Origin of the sequence: Alcanivorax sp. 97CO-5, assembly GCF_000524665.1 — a bacterium.
Lineage (GTDB): Bacteria > Pseudomonadota > Gammaproteobacteria > Pseudomonadales > Alcanivoracaceae > Alcanivorax > Alcanivorax borkumensis.
Genome location: NZ_KI965879.1, coordinates 98251 through 115988, shown reverse-complemented (window position 1 = coordinate 115988; position 17738 = coordinate 98251). Strand labels below are relative to the sequence as shown.

At 49.0% G+C, this 17738-nt stretch carries 16 protein-coding genes; 9 read left to right on the top strand and 7 right to left on the bottom strand.

Annotation, left to right across the window (positions count from 1 at the left end; all coding sequences use genetic code 11):
* Window positions 1-31 precede the first annotated feature (31 nt).
* From Y017_RS03880 to Y017_RS15170, 4 genes are read left to right on the top strand one after another with little or no spacing between them, the layout of a single operon-like run.
* Window positions 32-1666, top strand: coding sequence for a class I SAM-dependent DNA methyltransferase (locus Y017_RS03880; protein ID WP_035459055.1), 1635 nt, complete (start codon window positions 32-34; stop codon window positions 1664-1666).
* Window positions 1659-2930, top strand: a complete 1272-nt coding sequence (locus Y017_RS03875) for a restriction endonuclease subunit S (protein ID WP_081737572.1) — start codon at window positions 1659-1661, stop codon at window positions 2928-2930. The genes Y017_RS03880 and Y017_RS03875 overlap by 8 nt, the downstream gene beginning before the upstream one ends.
* Window positions 2931-2945: 15 nt before the next feature.
* Window positions 2946-5081 (top strand): AAA family ATPase, encoded by a 2136-nt coding sequence (locus Y017_RS15395; protein WP_035459052.1) that lies wholly within the window; start codon window positions 2946-2948, stop codon window positions 5079-5081.
* Window positions 5074-5427 (top strand): hypothetical protein, encoded by a 354-nt coding sequence (locus Y017_RS15170; RefSeq protein ID WP_035459086.1) that lies wholly within the window; start codon window positions 5074-5076, stop codon window positions 5425-5427. The genes Y017_RS15395 and Y017_RS15170 overlap by 8 nt, the downstream gene beginning before the upstream one ends.
* On the opposite strand, the gene Y017_RS14995 is transcribed toward Y017_RS15170, so the two are convergent.
* Window positions 5335-5988, bottom strand: coding sequence for a hypothetical protein (locus Y017_RS14995; protein WP_231483381.1), 654 nt, complete (start codon window positions 5986-5988; stop codon window positions 5335-5337). The genes Y017_RS15170 and Y017_RS14995 overlap by 93 nt on opposite strands.
* Window positions 5989-6590: 602 nt before the next feature.
* Here Y017_RS14995 and Y017_RS03855 point away from each other — a divergent pair.
* Window positions 6591-7643, top strand: coding sequence for an ImmA/IrrE family metallo-endopeptidase (locus Y017_RS03855; protein ID WP_035459046.1), 1053 nt, complete (start codon window positions 6591-6593; stop codon window positions 7641-7643).
* Window positions 7644-8123, top strand: a complete 480-nt coding sequence (locus Y017_RS03850; protein WP_025515180.1) for a PIN domain-containing protein — start codon at window positions 7644-7646, stop codon at window positions 8121-8123.
* Between the two features lie 132 nt (window positions 8124-8255).
* Here Y017_RS03850 and Y017_RS03845 read toward each other — a convergent pair whose 3' ends face one another.
* From Y017_RS03845 to Y017_RS03835, 3 genes are all read right to left on the bottom strand, one after another.
* Window positions 8256-8594, bottom strand: coding sequence for a hypothetical protein (locus Y017_RS03845; RefSeq protein WP_035459040.1), 339 nt, complete (start codon window positions 8592-8594; stop codon window positions 8256-8258).
* Between the two features lies 1 nt (window position 8595).
* The gene (locus tag Y017_RS03840) at window positions 8596-9846 is read right to left on the bottom strand and encodes a site-specific integrase (protein ID WP_035459038.1); all 1251 of its coding nucleotides are present in this window, start codon (window positions 9844-9846) and stop codon (window positions 8596-8598) included.
* A 326-nt stretch (window positions 9847-10172) separates the two neighbouring features.
* The gene (locus Y017_RS03835; protein ID WP_231483379.1) at window positions 10173-11024 is read right to left on the bottom strand and encodes a YicC/YloC family endoribonuclease; all 852 of its coding nucleotides are present in this window, start codon (window positions 11022-11024) and stop codon (window positions 10173-10175) included.
* Window positions 11025-11205: 181 nt separating this feature from the next.
* On the opposite strand from Y017_RS03835, the gene rph reads away from it, so the two are divergent.
* From rph to Y017_RS03820, 3 genes are all read left to right on the top strand, one after another.
* Window positions 11206-11922 (top strand): ribonuclease PH, encoded by a 717-nt coding sequence (gene rph, locus Y017_RS03830; protein ID WP_011587503.1) that lies wholly within the window; start codon window positions 11206-11208, stop codon window positions 11920-11922.
* 84 nt (window positions 11923-12006) lie between these two features.
* Window positions 12007-12669, top strand: a complete 663-nt coding sequence (pyrE, locus tag Y017_RS03825) for an orotate phosphoribosyltransferase (protein WP_035459033.1) — start codon at window positions 12007-12009, stop codon at window positions 12667-12669.
* A gap of 2 nt (window positions 12670-12671) precedes the next feature.
* On the top strand, window positions 12672-13304 hold the full coding sequence (locus Y017_RS03820) for a hypothetical protein (protein WP_035459030.1): 633 nt from the start codon (window positions 12672-12674) through the stop codon (window positions 13302-13304).
* 98 nt (window positions 13305-13402) lie between these two features.
* Here Y017_RS03820 and slmA read toward each other — a convergent pair whose 3' ends face one another.
* The 3 genes from slmA to Y017_RS15530 form a co-directional block, all read right to left on the bottom strand.
* A complete protein-coding gene (slmA, locus tag Y017_RS03815) occupies window positions 13403-13987 on the bottom strand; it encodes a nucleoid occlusion factor SlmA (protein WP_011587506.1) in 585 nt (194 codons plus the stop codon).
* Window positions 13988-14190: 203 nt separating this feature from the next.
* The gene (gene argB, locus Y017_RS03810) at window positions 14191-15090 is read right to left on the bottom strand and encodes an acetylglutamate kinase (protein ID WP_011587507.1); all 900 of its coding nucleotides are present in this window, start codon (window positions 15088-15090) and stop codon (window positions 14191-14193) included.
* A 178-nt stretch (window positions 15091-15268) separates the two neighbouring features.
* On the bottom strand, window positions 15269-17662 hold the full coding sequence (locus Y017_RS15530) for a phosphomannomutase/phosphoglucomutase (RefSeq protein WP_051428693.1): 2394 nt from the start codon (window positions 17660-17662) through the stop codon (window positions 15269-15271).
* Window positions 17663-17738: the final 76 nt, after the last annotated feature.

The following is a 17738-nucleotide window of genomic DNA, read 5'->3' as shown; positions in this document are numbered from 1 at the left end:
CGGGTAACACTGATTAGGAAGTAAACACCAAATGGTTGAATTAGAATTTCAGCAAAAAACCAAAACCCTGATTGATAGCTTAAAGAGCATCTGTGCCAACTATGGTTTAGGGAACGACGGTAACGAGTTTAAAATCATTACCCAAACCTTTTTGTACAAGTTTTTAAACGACAAATTCGCCTTTGAAGCAAAAAAGCTCGACGACACCATCGCTAAAGCTGAAAAGTGGGAAGAAGCCCTAGCAGCCATGAGCGAAGACGATCTCGACATGTTGCAACTGCAAATGGGTGGCAATACTGCACAATTAAAACCACAGCATTTTATAAGCTACCTGTTTAGCCAACAAAACGCCCCGGACTTTGCCAAGCTATTTGACGATACCCTTATCGACATTGCCATTACCAATAATGATGTGTTTGCAGTAAAAACCGATGGCGGCGCAAAAGTGGTGCTGTTTGACCGTATCAGTCAATACATTGCCGACGACTCAAAACGCGATGCCTTCTGCCGCGCCATTATCAATAAACTGGTGGAGTTCAGCTTTGAGCGAATTTTTACGCAAAAATTCGACTTCTACGCCACCATCTTTGAATACCTGATCAAAGACTACAACAGCAATTCCGGCGGCAAATACGCCGAGTATTTTACCCCTCATGCGGTAGCACGCATTATGGCGGAAATTTTAGTGCCACAAGATCAGCGCGGCACAGTACGCAATGTGAGTTGTTACGACCCATCGGCGGGTTCGGGTACGTTGCTTATGAACGTGGCCCACGCCATTGGAGAAAACCGCTGTAGTATTTACACCCAGGATATTTCACAAAAATCATCCAACTTACTGCGGTTAAACCTGATCTTAAATAACTTGGTGCACTCTATCCCCAATGTCATTCAGGGTAATACCGTTCAGCATCCCTACCATAAAGACGGTAAAGAGCTAAAACGCTTTGATTATATTGTTTCCAACCCGCCGTTTAAGCTCGATTTCAGTGACTTTAGAGATGAGCTAGACAGCAAAGAAAACAAAGAGCGCTTCTTTGCTGGTATTCCTAACGTGCCCAAAGCCGCTAAAGACAAAATGGCCATTTACTCGTTGTTTTTACAGCACATCATTGCTTCACTTAAACCGGGCGGCAAAGCAGCGGTCGTGGTGCCTACTGGGTTTATTACCGCCCAATCCGGTATCGACAAAAAAATCCGTGAGCATTTGGTGAAAAACAAAATGCTGGCGGGTGTCGTCTCCATGCCATCCAATATCTTCGCGACCACAGGCACGAACGTATCTATTCTATTCATCGACGCCAGCAACGATGGCGATGTAGTACTGGTGGACGCCTCAAACTTGGGTGAAAAAGTCAAAGACGGTAAAAACCAAAAAACCGTATTAACCGCTGATGAAGAACAACAGATTATTGATGTCTTTAACGCCAAAGAAACCATCGAAGATCTTTCGGTAGCGGTAAGTTACGACGAGATCGAAGCCAAAAACTATTCCCTAAGTGCAGGCCAGTACTTTGATGTTAAAATCGAATACGTGGATATTACCCCAGAGCAATTCGCTGAAAAGATGCAGGGCTTTACCAGTAACCTAGATAACCTATTTAGTCAGTCGCGTGAATTGGAAGCTGAGATTAAAAAGCAGTTGGCGGGATTGAAGTATGAGTGAATATCATAATAAAAAACTAGGTGATCTTGCTGCCGCAGGTCGATCTGTAATATCAGGCCCTTTCGGCAGTAATATTGGCCAGCGCTTTTTTCAGCAAACAGGAGTGCCTGTTATCAGGGGAAATAACCTAACTACAGACTTTAAAAAGTTTGTAGATGATGGATTTGTTTTTCTTACAGAGGAAAAAGCCGACGAGTTGAAAGCTGATGCAATAGCTGGTGATATCTTGTTTACTGCTGCAGGCACTATTGGGCAAGTAGGAATGATACCAGAGGATGCTAAATACCATAGGTATGTGATTTCGAACAAGCAACTCCGATTTAGAGTAGATAAGAATAAAGCAGACCCAAATTATGTGTTTTATTGGCTGGCAAGCCCTTGGATCTATCAAGCAATTCTGAACCGAAACACAGGAAGTACGGTTCCCCTTATTAATTTGGGCGTCATTAAGTCATTACCAATAAAACTACCAAGCCAAATTTCAGAACAGCGCTCTATTGCAAGATTATTTTCAATAATCGACAAAAAAATCGAACTCAACAACCGCATCAACGCCGAGCTGGAAGCCATGGCCAAAACCCTGTACGACTACTGGTTTGTACAGTTCGACTTCCCCGACGACTCACCACAAGGCCAAGGCAAACCCTACAAAACCTCCGGCGGCAAAATGGTCTACAACCCAACCCTAAAGCGCGAAATACCGGAGGGGTGGAGCGACAAAACGCTATCTGAAATAGCGAACATCACGATGGGTCAATCCCCAGAGGGGAGTTCGTATAATGATGAAGGCGTTGGAACCATTTTTTATCAAGGTTCTACAGACTTTGGTTGGTTGTTCCCTACCACACGACAGTACACGACAGCGCCTAGCCGCATGGCAAAGAAAGGCGACATCCTGTTAAGTGTTCGAGCACCAGTAGGTGATATGAATATTGCTAATACCGACTGCTGTATTGGTCGAGGTTTAGCAGCATTAAATAGCAAAACTGGCTCTGACGGTTTTCTGTTTTATGTGATGAAGTATTTCAAACAGATTTTTGACCGTCGAAACTCCGAAGGTACAACCTTTGGCTCTATCACAAAAAACGATTTGCATTCGCTGACACTTGCTTATCCAACTTCGGATTTGCTCAAAAAGTATGATGAGATCGTTACGAATTACAACAAAATGATATTTGAGCGAAGCCTCGAAAATAGAGAGCTAATAGCTCTCCGCGACTGGCTCCTTCCTATGCTAATGAACGGCCAAGTCACTGTGAAATAATTTAAGGATGGCGATATGGACATTGAAATTAAAAACTGTAACAACATCACGATAGCCAAAGTGGCTATCGTGCCGAGTAAGTTGAATATTAAGTTTGCTCCGAATGGAACCGGTAAAAGTACAATTTCTAAAGCCATCCAATATGCTGTAACAGATGACGAAAAAGCGCTTGCTGATCTTTTACCCTTTAAGTTTCGCGGCGAAAATGTAGATGATATCCAACCCGATGTGCTTGGTATTGAAAATATCAAAAGTGTTCTCTGTTTTAACGAAGAGTACGTGAATAAGTTTACTTTTAAGCCTGAAGAGCTCGTTAGCAATAGTTTTGATATTTTTATACGTACAGATGCTTATCAAGAAAAAGAGCGAGATATAGAAACCTTTACCAGTTTAGTTAAGCAACAATTTGCTAATAACACAGAACTGGAAGCGCTTTTATCAAATTTAAATGAATTGTCACGGGCATTTAAAGTTACCGCCAGTGGTGGTTTGGCCAAAACATCAACCGGTGCAAAGGCGCTCTCTAGTTCAAATAAAATTGACCATATTCCTGATGGATTACAACCTTACCAACCCTTTATTCAAAGTTCAAATTGTGTAAATTGGATTGATTGGCAAGCTAAAGGGCATAAGGAATTTTCTGGCTTATCAGATTCTTGTCCTTTTTGTACAAGTGATGCGGCAAGCAAGAAAGATCAAATAGCAAATGTAAGCAAAGAATACGATAAAAATTTAATTAAAAATCTTGTGAGTGTTATTGATGTTATCAATAAGCTTGGTGAATATTTTTCAGATGCAGCAAGGAAAAATCTAGATGTTATTAAATCGTTAAAAAACGGGCTCGAAAAAGAGCATGAAACCTTTATAGTAACTGTTAAATCACAGATTGACGACTTGGTAGCCAAACTGGAAAAACTCAAAGGCTTAACAGGATTTGATTTTAATGAAGGAGAAAATGTTAAACAAAAATTGCAGGGTTATATAATCGACCTTCAGTTCTTCGATACTTTAAATTCGGTTAAAACCAATGAAACAATATCCACAATAAATTTATCAATTGAACAGCTACTTAAGCAAGCAGGCCCTTTGCAAGGAAAAATTAATCTTCAGCGCAAAGAAATGAAAGAATTAGTTGAAAAGCATCAAACTGATATTAATAATTTTCTTACATTTGCAGGTTATCGCTACCAGGTCGCAATTGTTGGTGAAGGCGAACAGGCGCAGTTAAAATTACGACATATCGATAATTCGACTCATCTTAGCGGTGGAGGTCAGCATTTAAGTTTTGGTGAACGCAATGCCTTTTCAATAGTACTTTTCATGTATGAATGCCTAGCTAAAAAACCTGATTTAGTAATACTTGATGATCCGATATCGTCTTTTGATAAAAATAAAAAATATGCAATTTTAGAGATGTTGTTTCGCCGAGATGCTAGCGATTGTTTAAAAAGCAAGACAGTATTGATGCTTACTCATGATGTTGAGCCTATTATTGATACTCTAAGGTCGGTACGTCGGAAGTTTAGTAACCAAGTTTTTGCGTCGTATTTATGCTTACGAAGCGGAGAAATTAAAGAGCAGTCTATTTCTAATGACGACATCAAAACCTTTGTTCAAATTTGTGAAAATGTATTTTCGTCTGAAAGTGACCCAATTATAAAATTGATATATTTGAGACGAAGATATGAAGTGCTGGGTGAGCTCGATAATGGGTATGAAGTTCTATCGAATGTGTTTAAAAAACGAGATGATCCAGAAGATTTTCGCATTCCTAGAAATGCAGAAGGGCTAAATACGCCGCTATCAAGAATTAATTTAAGTACTGGTATTAGTGATATACAACGCTTTATTTCTGAACTTCCAAGTGATTATCTATCCTTAGTTACTCTATTCAGTAATGACGAGAAAATAAAAGAGCTGTATCTACAAAGCAATAATGGCTATGAAAAACTACAACTGATTAGGATTTTGTTAAATATAGAGGAAGTTGAAAATTCGGTGATTAGAAAATTCATCAACGAAACTTATCATATTGAAAATGAGTTTATATTTCAGCTTGACCCAACACGCTTCGACCTTATTCCCGAGTACGTTGTGGATGAATGTGACAAAATTTTAGAAGAATTCAGCGAGGGGAGCTCGAATGGCTAAAGACCTAACCGCATCATCCCATGACCGCCAAAATATCCTTAACAACCGCTACGCCCTGCAACAAGCCGAGCAGCACTTAGGTTTGGGTGGTGTGATCTTTGAAGGTGAGACGGTATTCACCAAAGCTCAGGTGGTTGCCTTGTATGATGTAAGTGAGAGTACCATTGAGAAGTACCTTGTTAGCCATGCAGACGAGTTGAAAGTCAATGGTTACACCTTGCTTCGAGGGAAAAAGCTTAAAGAATTCAAAGAGTCACTCGATGGTACCGTAATCAATTACGGTACCAAAACTCGCTTTGATCCACACATCATTCTCCGGCCCACAAAGGTGGTGCAGCAGCGCTAGGTTGATCTGATGGCTGATCACGTTGCCGTTTCGTTTTCCGTTGTCTTTTCTCAAACCTCTAAGTAATAACCCTGTGCATGATTTTCCTATTTGCTCCGGCGAACTGGGCAGGCAAAAGGCGCGGTTTTGCTGTTTGGGGTGCAAGGTAGCGCGCTTTCCTGTTTTAGATAAAGGCGAAATGCACCAAAAGATGCAGGCGTTGGCGGGCGTGTTTGCTTGCAATGTTCTGGTTTGAATTGTGCCATCCACATATACAGGTAAAAAATCTGCCGGTAATAAATGCGCTGGTAACACAACCAAGCCGCCTTGCGCGTGGCCATCAACCTCAGGTAAAGGTAGCCAATACAGGTTTGGCCATTGCTCGGGGCTTTGCCATTTTTCTACGATCACTTGTGCGCCAATGCTGTTCAGCCATTGGTGAATCGGGCAGCCTAGGTGCGCTTGTTTAACGCGCGGTAACTGATAGGTTAGCCAGCGGGTTAAGCGTTCGGCCGCATTATCGCACTGGCTTAATGCTGGGTAGAGAGTAAACGCGCCATGCCCAACCAGTAAAGTGACCACCTGCTTTATCCATTCTCTATCCCAATCGTTAGCACTTGCCCATAACACGTCACTTATCACCTTGTTGGTTCGTCATGCCGTCTATTTTCAGTCGTCGGATGCAGACTCGGTGGTGAAATAGATGAAAGAAATGGCCATCAAACTAACCAGTCAAATCGGTTTTTTGTTATGACCTGTGCGCGGCAACTGATTGAAATATATCGTCCAATGCAGCTCTGTTTAGCGGCATTTGGCTAGTGCAAAAAAATCGAGACGCCAAACGATCGTTTGCATTCTGGGTTTAAAAAATCAAACGGTTTGTACTTTGATGCCGAGGTTGGTTTAGGGTGCAAAAAGTGCCAAACCTTGCTTTGTGCCAGTACCGGCAAGGCTTAGCAGCGTTGGATTTCAATCGAGAAGCCAAACAGTAAATGGGCTAATTTCCCTGTTTGGCGTTTCGATCCAAAAGCCAAACGGATAGTGGTTTTGGCGTATGGGGGTAAAGGCATGGGGAAGTGTGTTTGCGAACACGCGAATGATTGCTCTGCAAAACCAATCGACAAAAACGCCAACTTGGTTTATATTTTTAAAGTTATTTTAGTTTTTATAAACCAGAGGTCTGTATGATTGGAGAGCGCATAAAACGAGCCCGTGCAGCCGCTGGCCTGTCGATGCAGGCCTTGGGTGAGCAAGTTGGTATTAGTGCCAACATGGTTAAGAAATACGAGCACGACCAGAGCATGCCTTCGTCGGGAGTTTTACTTAAATTGGCGACGGCTTTGTCGGTTCGTACTGAATACTTCTTTCGCCCAGCACAGGTGACTTTGGGGGAGGTGGAGTATCGTAAAAAAGCCTCAGCTTCAGCTAAGTTGCTAAAGAAGATTGAGTCCGATGTGGTTGACCAAGCTGAGCGCTGGTTATCACTTAAAAATGTATGGCCAAACTTCCCGATAGCGAGTTTTAACTACCACCCCGACGTTCCTGTTGTAAGCACTTTAGACGCAGTAGAGCAGGTTGCTGCTAAAGTCCGTACTGATTGGCAGTTGGGTATGAATCCATTACCAGACTTAATCGACTTGCTTGAGTCTAAAGGTATTCTGGTGATTGTCAGTAACGTACCCCAAGCCGATAAATTTGATGGGTTACAAGCCAAAATATCAGGGCAGCCAATTGTTGTAGTGTCTTCTCATTGGCCTGGTTGCCGTCAGCGGTTTACATTGGCGCATGAACTTGGCCACCTTGTTTTACATGGCTTACTCGATGAATCCATTGACGAAGAGATGGCCTGCAACCGCTTTGCTTCTGCGTTTTTACTGCCCGAAGTAGGCCTTTTTCAGCATCTAGGAGAGCGACGTTCGAACGTAGACCCCAAAGAGCTGTATTTCCTGAAACATGAATATGGCCTAAGCATGGCGGCTTGTTTGTATCGCAGTGCCGACCTTGGTGTGATCACCGAAGAGAAAAAACGCCAAATATTTATACAGTTCTCAAAAAACGGTTGGCGTAAGCAGGAGCCAGGGAATCCTTATCCACAAGAACAGACATTATTGTTTGAGCAGTTGGTTTATCGTGCATTGGCAGAGGGAATTGTTAGTGAATCGAAAGCCGCTGAGCTGTTACAGATGTCAGTGATGGCATTGCATAAGCAGCGCCAAATGTTGGCTGAGGCTGTTTAAATGTATTTGTTGATCAGTGATGCCAATATTCTCATTGATCTCGAAGAAGGCCAATTGTTAGGCATCTTTTTCAATTTGCCTTACCAGTTCAAAGTTCCAGATGTGTTATTCCACGAGGAGTTAAGCGATCAACATGGCTATTTACTCGAGTTAGGCTTGTTATTGGGTGAGTTAAGCCCTGAGTCTATGATGTACTCATTTGAACTGAGGCAGAAGTATGCTGGCCCTAGCATGAACGATTGCTTTGCACTTGCGTTGGCGAAACAAGAACAGTGTCCATTGCTAACTGGGGATATGGCGCTTAGGAAGGCGGCTGAAAAAGAAGCGATATTAGTTCAAGGTACGCTATGGGTTGTCGAGCAGCTCGTCACCCATGGTGTATTGTCAGTTGAAGAAGCTCAAGCTGCCTACGATAAAATGGCAAAAGCTGGTCGTCGCTTACCTTGGGCGCTTGCAAAACAGCGTTTAACCCAATTATAAACTTTGCATAGCCCCGATTGCCCCATTCCTTGGGGCGGTTCACATCCCTCTTATTCACCCTCTAAAGCTCGGCATATCAAGTGTTGCCCCATTGTCCCAACTGCCCACGGTAAGTGAGCAAATGGGGGCTTGTTAGTTTCGCCTGATGGGCCTTTTCGGCATGCGACTGCGTTTGCCATCGAAAAAGGCCAATACTCTGAACCAATAGAGTGATTCTTCATAACCTAGGCTATACGTTGGGCGTGCAGGCGGGATGAGCCCCAGTTTGCGTCCTAGGCCGACAATCACGTAGAACGTGAGTTTTAGCGTCAGCCAAGGAGCGAGTACCACGAATACCATCAGGCAATGCCGAGTAAGTGCGTAGCCTATACCATAAGGCTGTTCGAGTAAGGCAATGCCAATACACCAACCAAGGCCTGCCAGCATGGCTATTGGAAAGGTAATGGGGGCGAGTCGCATCATCAGTTGCATGTTAACGCCCTCCTGTGTTGTGCTGTGAAGCGGGCTCAAAGTTCACCAGCGATTCGATCACATCAGCCACGGTTTGATGGGCAATACGGCGCTCTTCAAAGTAATCGTGGCGGTCGTAGATACCCTCAACGCCTTTTAGCTTATGGTTAAGACAGCGTTCGGCCACATTGCCTGCAATGCCCAAAGAGGCGGCAAGGCTGCGAAAGGTGCGGCGCAAATCGTGTACGGTGAAGTGTTCAAGTTTGCCCATTTTATTGGGAGGCTGCTTTTTGCGCCCAGGCTCGCGACCAAAGAGTTTAGAAATGGCACGGTTCAGTGTATCTGGCCCCATATGTGGACGATGGCTTGCTCGTCTGGCTGGGAAAACATAAGGCGAGCCACAAGCGCGGATTTGCAGCTCGTTAAACCAGGCAATGGCTTGGCGTGGTAAGGGAATGCTGATTGGCACGCCAGTTTTACTGCGTTCTTTGGGTAGATCCCATACGCCCGTGGTTAAGTCCATTTCACGCCACATGGCTTCACATAGTTCGCTTTTACGTACGCCCAACACCAAAAACAGACAGCAAGCGAGGTAGTTGTCGCGGCCAAAGCTATTGATATGGGTATGAAACACGCTAAAGGCGTAGTGAATTTCCTCTTTGCTGAGCATCCTGTCTTTACTGGACTCCACGCCACCGGCATCGTCCACGGTGAAGGCTGCGGCTGGGTTGTTCAGCGTTAAGTCGAGCTTTATCGCATGTCGAAACAGCTGCTTCATGTACATCAAGGTATCGTTGGCAATGGTAGGGCGGTTACTTTCTCGAATGCGCTCTAATACTTCGCGTACGTCACGTGCAGTCACCTCAGCAATACACTTAATGCCAATGACTGGGCTTATGTCTTTGGTGTAAACCCGATACGGAATCTTGGGATGCTTTAGTCGTCTACTCAGATCGGTTCGATACCAGTCATGGAACAGTTGATCCACGGTTTCAATGTCAGGTAACTCGATTTTCTGTTTTTCTAGAAGAGGATCTATGCCGTCACGTACTTCCTTTCGAAAGTATGCGGCGGCAATTCTGGCGTCTGCCAACGACATTAAAGGAAATTGCCCCAAGGTTGCTTCTCGTCTTCCTTTGGCTGTGGTGTAGCGGATCATCCAGTAAGGCGAGCCTTGTTTGCGGACGCAAAAGTATAGACCTTCACCATCTGAATATTTTTTGGGGTCGGCTTTGCTGTATGCAATAACCTGTTTTGCTGTGAGTTTTCCCATGTTTACTCCATAGTTGCTGAAATAATGGAGGGGGCAATAATGGCTGCCCACCACCGATTTGCTTATTGAATCAGCAGCTAACCTGTTGTGGTGGCGAGTTAAATGCGAAAATTGGGTAACTTACTGCCCACCAATTTGCTCACCGCAAAACGCTTATTGAGCCAAAATGAGGGGGCTGCCCACCATTCTGCTCACCACTAAACAGGTAGTTGGTAACGGACATCTGCAAACCGATTTGGACGGGAAAAATAAAAAAGCCCTGTATTTACAAGCAAATAACAGGGCTTCTAAGACATTCTTGGACGGGTAACTTTCTACCCAGGAACCTATTCGATGTTTTGGATCTGCTCCCTCATCTGCTCAATCAGCACCTTTAGCTCCACCGCTGCCGCTGTGGTTTCGCTGTCTACGGATTTGCTGCCCAGGGTGTTAGCTTCGCGGTTGAGTTCCTGCATGAGGAAGTCGAGCCGACGGCCGATATGGCCGCCTTTTTTGAGGATGCGGCGCACTTCGGTAACGTGGGTTAGCAGGCGATCGAGTTCTTCATCAACGTCCATCTTTTGCGCTAGAAGAACCAGCTCCTGTTCCAGGCGATCCGGGTCCGGGGAGTCAATGACGTCCTGGATGCGGCTGCGTAGGCGTTCACGTTGGGCTTCCTTGATGCGCGGGATGGCGGCTTTGACGATTTCTACTTGGACAATGATGCCGTCGAGCCGTTCTTCAATCAGTTTGCCTAGCTGTTCGCCTTCTCGGCTGCGGGTGTCGATCAGGGATTGCAGGGCTTCATCAAGCAAGGTTAGGGATTCGCGCTGCAGTAGCGCCACATCCAGCTGCCGGGTGCTGAGAACGCCGGGGTGACGGAGAATTTCCATGGGGTTGACCTGGCCGGAATGTTGGACCAAGTCTCCGACTCGGCGAGAGATGTCCGACAGCTGCTTCACTAGAGGCTCATTGAGTTCTAGGGCGGCATCGCTCTCATCTTGTTGGTAGCGTAGAGTAATTTCTACTTTGCCCCGGCCGAGCCTTTTACGGCAGCGTTCACGTACTGCGTTTTCCAGTGAGCGAAGGGCGTCGGGCAGGCGGGGGCTGACTTCAAGGTAACGATGGTTCACGGCTTTGATTTCCCAGACAAGGCCGTAGCCCTCAAGCGGGCGGTCGGCGCGAGCAAAAGCAGTCATGCTGCAAATCATGGTGAACCTCGTTGTTGTCAGTGGGGTGGAGCTCTGCGGTGTTTGCCTGCACGCTCCTGCAGTAATGGTCCCCTAGTCTAATGGAGACGGGTTTGGGTGCAAGGAAGGCATTGGCGTCGGTGTTTGCTACAATGGCGGCCCTTTCGTTTTTACTATTTCAGGAGATTCCATGCGCCCATCCGGCCGAGCCCCCGATCAATTGCGTGAGCTGAGCTTTACCCGCAACTACACCGTTCATGCCGAGGGCAGCGTATTGGTGGCGTTTGGGAACACTAAGGTGCTGTGCACAGCGTCCGTGGAAGATGGTGTGCCACGTTTCCTCAAGGGCAAGGGCCAAGGCTGGCTCACCGCCGAGTACAGTATGTTGCCGCGTTCTACCCACACCCGCTCTGGCCGCGAGGCGACCCGCGGGAAACAGGGAGGGCGTACCCTGGAAATCCAACGACTGATCGGCCGTTCCTTGCGTGCTGCGGTGGACATGAAGGCGCTGGGTGAGCGCACGATTTACCTAGATTGCGACGTACTGCAGGCCGATGGTGGCACGCGCACGGCATCCATTTCCGGGGCCTGTGTGGCGCTGGTTGATGCGTTTACTTACCTGCTGGAAACCAAGAAGATCAAAAACGACCCGCTGACCGGGTTAGTGGGTGCGGTGTCTGTGGGTATGTACAAGGATACCCCTGTGCTAGATCTAGATTACGCGGAAGACTCTAATGCAGGCACTGACATGAACGTGGTGATGACTCAGCAAGGCGGTTTTATCGAGATCCAGGGTTCAGCAGAAGGCGCGCCATTTACCCGCGAGCAATCTGACAATTTGTTGGAGCTGGCTGAAAATGGTATCGGTGAGATCATTAAAGCGCAGCAGGTCGCACTCGGCTGGTAAAAGCAAAACAAAGGTGCGTTTTGCACCGTGCGCGGCACGGTGCTTCACCGTTGAGAGCAAGTTACGTAGCACACAGGCTTGATTATGAAGAACTATAAAAAGCACTTTTTGCGCTTCGCGGAAGAGCGTAAGGCTTTGAAATTCGGTGAGTTTACGTTGAAATCCGGCCGTAATAGCCCGTATTTCTTTAATGCGGGAACCTTCAATAGCGGTGAAGCGCTTGCCCGGTTGGGACGTTATTATGCGGATGCGATCATGGCATCCGGGCTGGAATTCGATATGTTATTCGGGCCGGCCTATAAAGGTATTCCTCTAGTAGCGGCGGTATCCGTGGCGCTGGCCGAACACCATGGGCGGGATTACCCTTGGGCGTTTAACCGCAAGGAAGCCAAGGACCATGGCGAAGGCGGCTGGCTGGTGGGTGCGCCATTGCAGGGCCGAGTACTGGTGATAGATGATGTGATCACGGCCGGGACTGCGATTCGTGAAGTGGCGACGATGTTCGAGAAGACCGACGCGAGCATGGCGGGGGTGATGGTCGCACTGGATCGGCAGGAGTGCGGTAAAGAGCCCTCTGAGGCGGGCAAGGGCCTGTCTGCGATTCAGGAAGTTGAGCAAGCATTGGGAGTGCCAGTGGGGTCTATCGTTACCATGAGTGATATTGTCGCCTGGCTGGAACAGCAACCGGATAGCGAAGCCGTGGTGGAGCCTATGCGTGAATACCGGGAGCGCTATGGAGTGCAATAATAATGAGAATCGTCGTCCTGTTGATGGCGTTCATTTTGGTTTCGCCATTACTGCCTTCGTCAGTTTGGGCGCGTTCCGGGCAGCGCGCGAATGAGCGGATGCCGGATGGCGCCTACTTTCGACATGAAACCACGGATGGTGTGGTGCACTTGAACCGAACCCTGACGATGGATGCTATCCGCAACGGTTATCAGTTGTTGGATCAATATGGTCGGGTGCTGGAGGACGTGGAGGGCGTGGAGCTCAATGACGCCCAAGCCAAGGCCCAGCGGATGAAGCAGGCTCGCCAGGCACGGGAAGATCGCGATATGTTGCGATTATATGCCGGCCCGGAAGATGCGGAGCGGGCGCGGGACCGTAGGGTCGAAGCGCTGGAGCTCAGTATTAGTTACGAAGAGAATAATCTGGCTCAGTTACAGGCGAAGCTGGATGATGAGATTGCCACGGCGGCACGCAATGAGCGGGCGGGTAGAGAGGTGCCGGAGGTGGTTAAAGAAGCGATTGATCGGTTGCAACGGCAGATCATCACCGCGGAAAAAAAACTACGTGAGTTCGATCAAGAAATAGATCAAGCCAATCAACAATACGCGCCAATTATTGAGCGTCTTGAGGTTATTGAGAAAGGCCAGAATTAGGGCGGATAATGGTCGCCCTGATTCTGGTTTAGTGCGGAATGAAGCGGAGAAAGCTTGAAGAAAATAGCCACCACGGTGGCGAACGCCTTTAATTCCTTTTACCGAAACAAGGTGGGTTGCAATAGCGCCCATTGGGCCGGCCAGTCCTGGCCTGGCTTAATTTTGAAGCCAGAACGAACGAATTGCGCAATGCGTCCTTCGGCCACGGCCAGCAGTAGGTTGGCTGTGACGGTTGGGGTGGCTTGGGTGCGTAAACCTTCCTTCAGCTCTGCATCACGCAGTACTTTTTTTACTTGGCTTTCCACTCGGTCGTAGAATTGTTGGATGCGCAGGTGCAGGCGTGCGTTTTCACCAGTCAGGGCGTCGCCGGTGAGTAGCCGAGTAATACCGGGGTTGCGCTCGGTGAACGCCAGCAGCAAGGTGAGTATTTGTTCCACCTGATCGCTGGCCTGACCGTCTTCCACGATACGGTTAATACGCGAAAAAATGGCTTCTTCGATAAAGCTGATCAGCCCCTCGAACATCTTTGCCTTGCTGGGAAAATGTCGGTATAGCGCCGCCTCGGAGACACCTACTTCCCGCGCCAGCCCGGCGGTGGTAATGCGTCCTCCTGGTGCGGCTTCAAGCATGTGGGCGAGCGACTGCAGGATCTGCTCTTTCCGAGACGGTTTTTTATCGGTCATGAAATGTCGTTCCCGTTTTTAGCTGCAAGCGGCAAGCTGCAGCGCGAGTGTGGCAAGAGATATATCATATGCTATGCCCGCGCCCAACATTCCCGGGTTTATTGCTGCAATATTCTTATAAATTGGTTATAGCAAAGTCACCGGCAATCCCTCTTGCCGGCGACTTAAGTTGAAGCTGAAAACTTTAAAATTTTATTGTTCAACTAGTCTTTGCTAATTAGGGTGCCGATGCCCTTGTCTGTGAGAATTTCTAGCAGAACGGCGTGAGACACCCGGCCATCGATGATGTGGGCAGTGTGCACGCCGTTTTGCACTGCTTCTAGGGCGCAGCCTATCTTGGGCAGCATGCCGCCGTAGATGGTGCCGTCCTTGATCAGGCTGTTGACCCTTTCGGTGGTGAGCCCGGTGAGGATCTGGCCTTGTTTGTCTTTCAGGCCGGGGACGTTGGTGAGCAGAATGAGTTTTTCTGCACGCAGCACTTCAGCTACTTTGCCGGCCACAAGGTCGGCGTTGATATTGTAACTGGCGCCGTTGTCGTCTACGCCGATGGGTGCGATTACAGGGATAAAATCGCTGCCGGCGAGCAGGTCGATGATGCGAGTGTCGATACCCTGCACTTCGCCAACGTGGCCGATGTCGATGATCTCTGAGGCCTGTAATGCAGGGCTATCCGCATCGCTTGCCTTGAGAACCATCTTGCGAGCTTTAATCAGCCGACCGTCTTTGCCAGTGAGGCCGATGGCCTGACCGCCGTTATGCTGGATCAGGTTAACGATGTCTTTGTTGACCAGCCCTCCGAGCACCATCTGTACCACGTCCATGGTTTCCCGGTCGGTGACACGCATACCCTGAACAAATTTGGATTCTTTGCCAAGACGTTCCAGTAACTCGCCTATCTGGGGGCCCCCGCCGTGCACAATCACCGGGTGGATGCCCACTTGTTTCATCATTACTACGTCACGGGCGAAGCTGTTTTTTAGCTCCTCGTTTTCCATGGCATTGCCGCCATATTTGATGACTACCGTGGTGCCGGCAAAACGCTGAATGTAGGGTAGCGCCTCAATCAGAATTCGGGCGGTGTCATGGGCACTATTGGCGTCCATTGGGTCTCCTTGGGTATTCGCTTTAGCGGAGGTATTTAACGTTCAAAATGCAGGGCCAACGCTTTGCATTGCAGGGGCTTTGTCCGCGTTCCCTCTTAGGATAAAGCGTGGAGCAAAAGAGTATCCGATTTGCGCGGTGCCATCTCCACGTTTGACCTTTCAGTTCGGTGATTCTAACTCAAAACGGCAATTTTAGGCTTTTATCGATTGCATGCAGTTGTTTGCGGAACTGTTCTTTTACTCGTTCCAGTGCCTCTTCGTCGCGCCCTTCGAAGCGGGCCACCAGTGACGGGGTGGTGTTGGACGCGCGCACCAGCCCCCAGCCATCAGGAAAGTCCACCCGTAGCCCGTCGATGGTGGTGGGGCGGCCGCCGGTGAATTGGTCGGCATGGGCCTCGAGGGCGTCGATCAGTGCAAATTTGTTGTCGTCGGTGGCATCGATATACAACGCTGGGGTGGTGGCGCCGGTTTGAAATTGGTCGAATACTTGGCCGGCGGTGTCATCTTGCAATGAAAGGATTTCCAGCAGGCGAGCTCCCGCATAGGCGCCGTCATCGCAGCCGAACCAGCGGTCGGCGAAGAAGATGTGGCCGCTGATTTCACCCGCCAAGGCGGTACCACTTTCTTTCATTTTGGCCTTGATTAGCGAGTGCCCTGTTTTGTGCATCAATGGACGGCCTCCGTTCTTGCGGATAATGGCAGGCAGGGCGCGGCTGCATTTTACGTCGAAAAGGATGTCGGCGCCGGGGCTGCGGGCGAGCAGGTCTTTGGCGAACAGCATTAGCAGGCGATCGGGCCAGATGATTTCGCCGGTGTTGGTAACCACTGCGACGCGGTCGCCGTCGCCATCGAAGGCTAGGCCCAGGTCCAGTTCCTGTTCCTGTACTACGCGGATCAGGTCGGTGAGGTTATCCGGGTTACCGGTGTCTGGGGCGTGGTTGGGGAAGTTTCCGTCGATCTCTGTATACAGTGGCGCAACTTCACATCCTAACTGGCTGAACAGGCGTGGCGCCAGTTCGCCAGTGGCACCGTTGCCGCAGTCGATGGCAATTTTTAGGGGGCGGGCCAGCACGATGTCGCTGGCAATGTCGTTGAGATAGCGATCGGTGATGTCGCGTTCTTCTTCGTGGCCGCGGCCTTCGCTAAAGGCATTGTTTTTGATGCGCTGGCTAAGGGCTAGGATGCGTTCGCCGTAAAGAGTGTCGCCGTTCATGACGATTTTTAGGCCGTTATGCTGGGGCGGGTTGTGGCTGCCGGTGAGCATGATGCCGGTCTGAGTTTCTAGTACTTCGGTGGCATAGTAGAGAACCGGAGTGGGGACTAGGCCCAGGTTAACCACGTCGCGGCCGGATTCTAGCAGGCCTTTGATTAATGAGCGGCTGAGTTCCGGGCTGGAAAGGCGGCCATCGCGGGCCACCAGCACTGTTTGCTGGCCCAGTTCGCCGGCTTCGCTGCCGATGGCGCGTCCTAGCAGGTAGGTGCCTTGAGCGGTTAGGGTGTCGCCGGCTATGCCGCGGATGTCGTAAGCGCGAAAAATGCTGTCGGGTACAGCTTGGTCATCGTCATCTATTAGTAGAATGCTATCGTCGTCATTTTCCTCCACTAGCAAGGCGTCGGTTTTGGCTGCGGCATGGGGACGAGTGGCGCCTGCGCGCTCGCGTAATTTTTGGGCCAGCCGGGCGGAGGCTTCGTTAGCGCCTTTTAAAACTGGAAAATGGAAATGGTCGCGGGCGGTGACACCCGGTTGGTGTATGAGTTCGTCGCTGTAGCGGATTAGCTCGGCGACGTCTTGTCGCAGGGCTCGGTTCAGCAGGCGGTTGACCAGCAGGGTGGTTAGGAGGATGGCAGCTGCACCCAGGGAGACGCCAAGGATGGCGACAATCAGGCTATTATCGCTGGGCGCGCGTAGCGCTAGGCTGACTTCAACCGGGCCTTGCGTGACCTGAGCGGTGCCGCCGCTGGCGCGTTGCTTGTTGTTGAGCAGAGGGGTGCCAGCGTATTTCACGGCGAGTGCACCACCGTTTGGGATAGACGCGCGCAGGGCGGTAGCCAGCGGAACTAAGGACTGGGTGAGCAGTAGGCTGCCAGATTCGTTGTGGGTGGCGCGAGCGATCACTAGCCGGGGTATGTCGCCGGCAATGACGACGGGCTCGGGCTTTTGGCCCAAGCTGGCCTTCTTGAGTAGCTCTTGGGCCGTGTAGCTGAGCCGGGACATATCTGAATCACGGTGGGAAATTAACTGGACTGAGGCTTCGGGGAACCATTGCTGCTGATGCATGTTGAAGCTGGACAGGTCATTGTCTGCCAGAGCGCGGTTTGCGTCGCGGCGGTTACTGAGAATGTCCAGTTGCTTACGTGATATCTCGATCGTGCTATGGACTTGATTGGCCAAAGAGCGAGCCAACAATTGAGCCTGAGTATGCTGTTGTTCGGGTTGTAATTGCTTTATTTGATAGACGTAAAGGCAGCCGGTGGCCGCAATTACCCCGATAATGCCCGCTGTAACCAAGGGCAGCAGTTGCTTCATGACGTTGGTGGATTCATCTTGCTTGTTGTTCTTTTTTGTCCCCATATCCCCTCCGCTTACCCGGCGCTACCACTGTGTTATTGCGGTTTAGGTTGTGGTGCGAGCGATGCTGCGTTGTTGT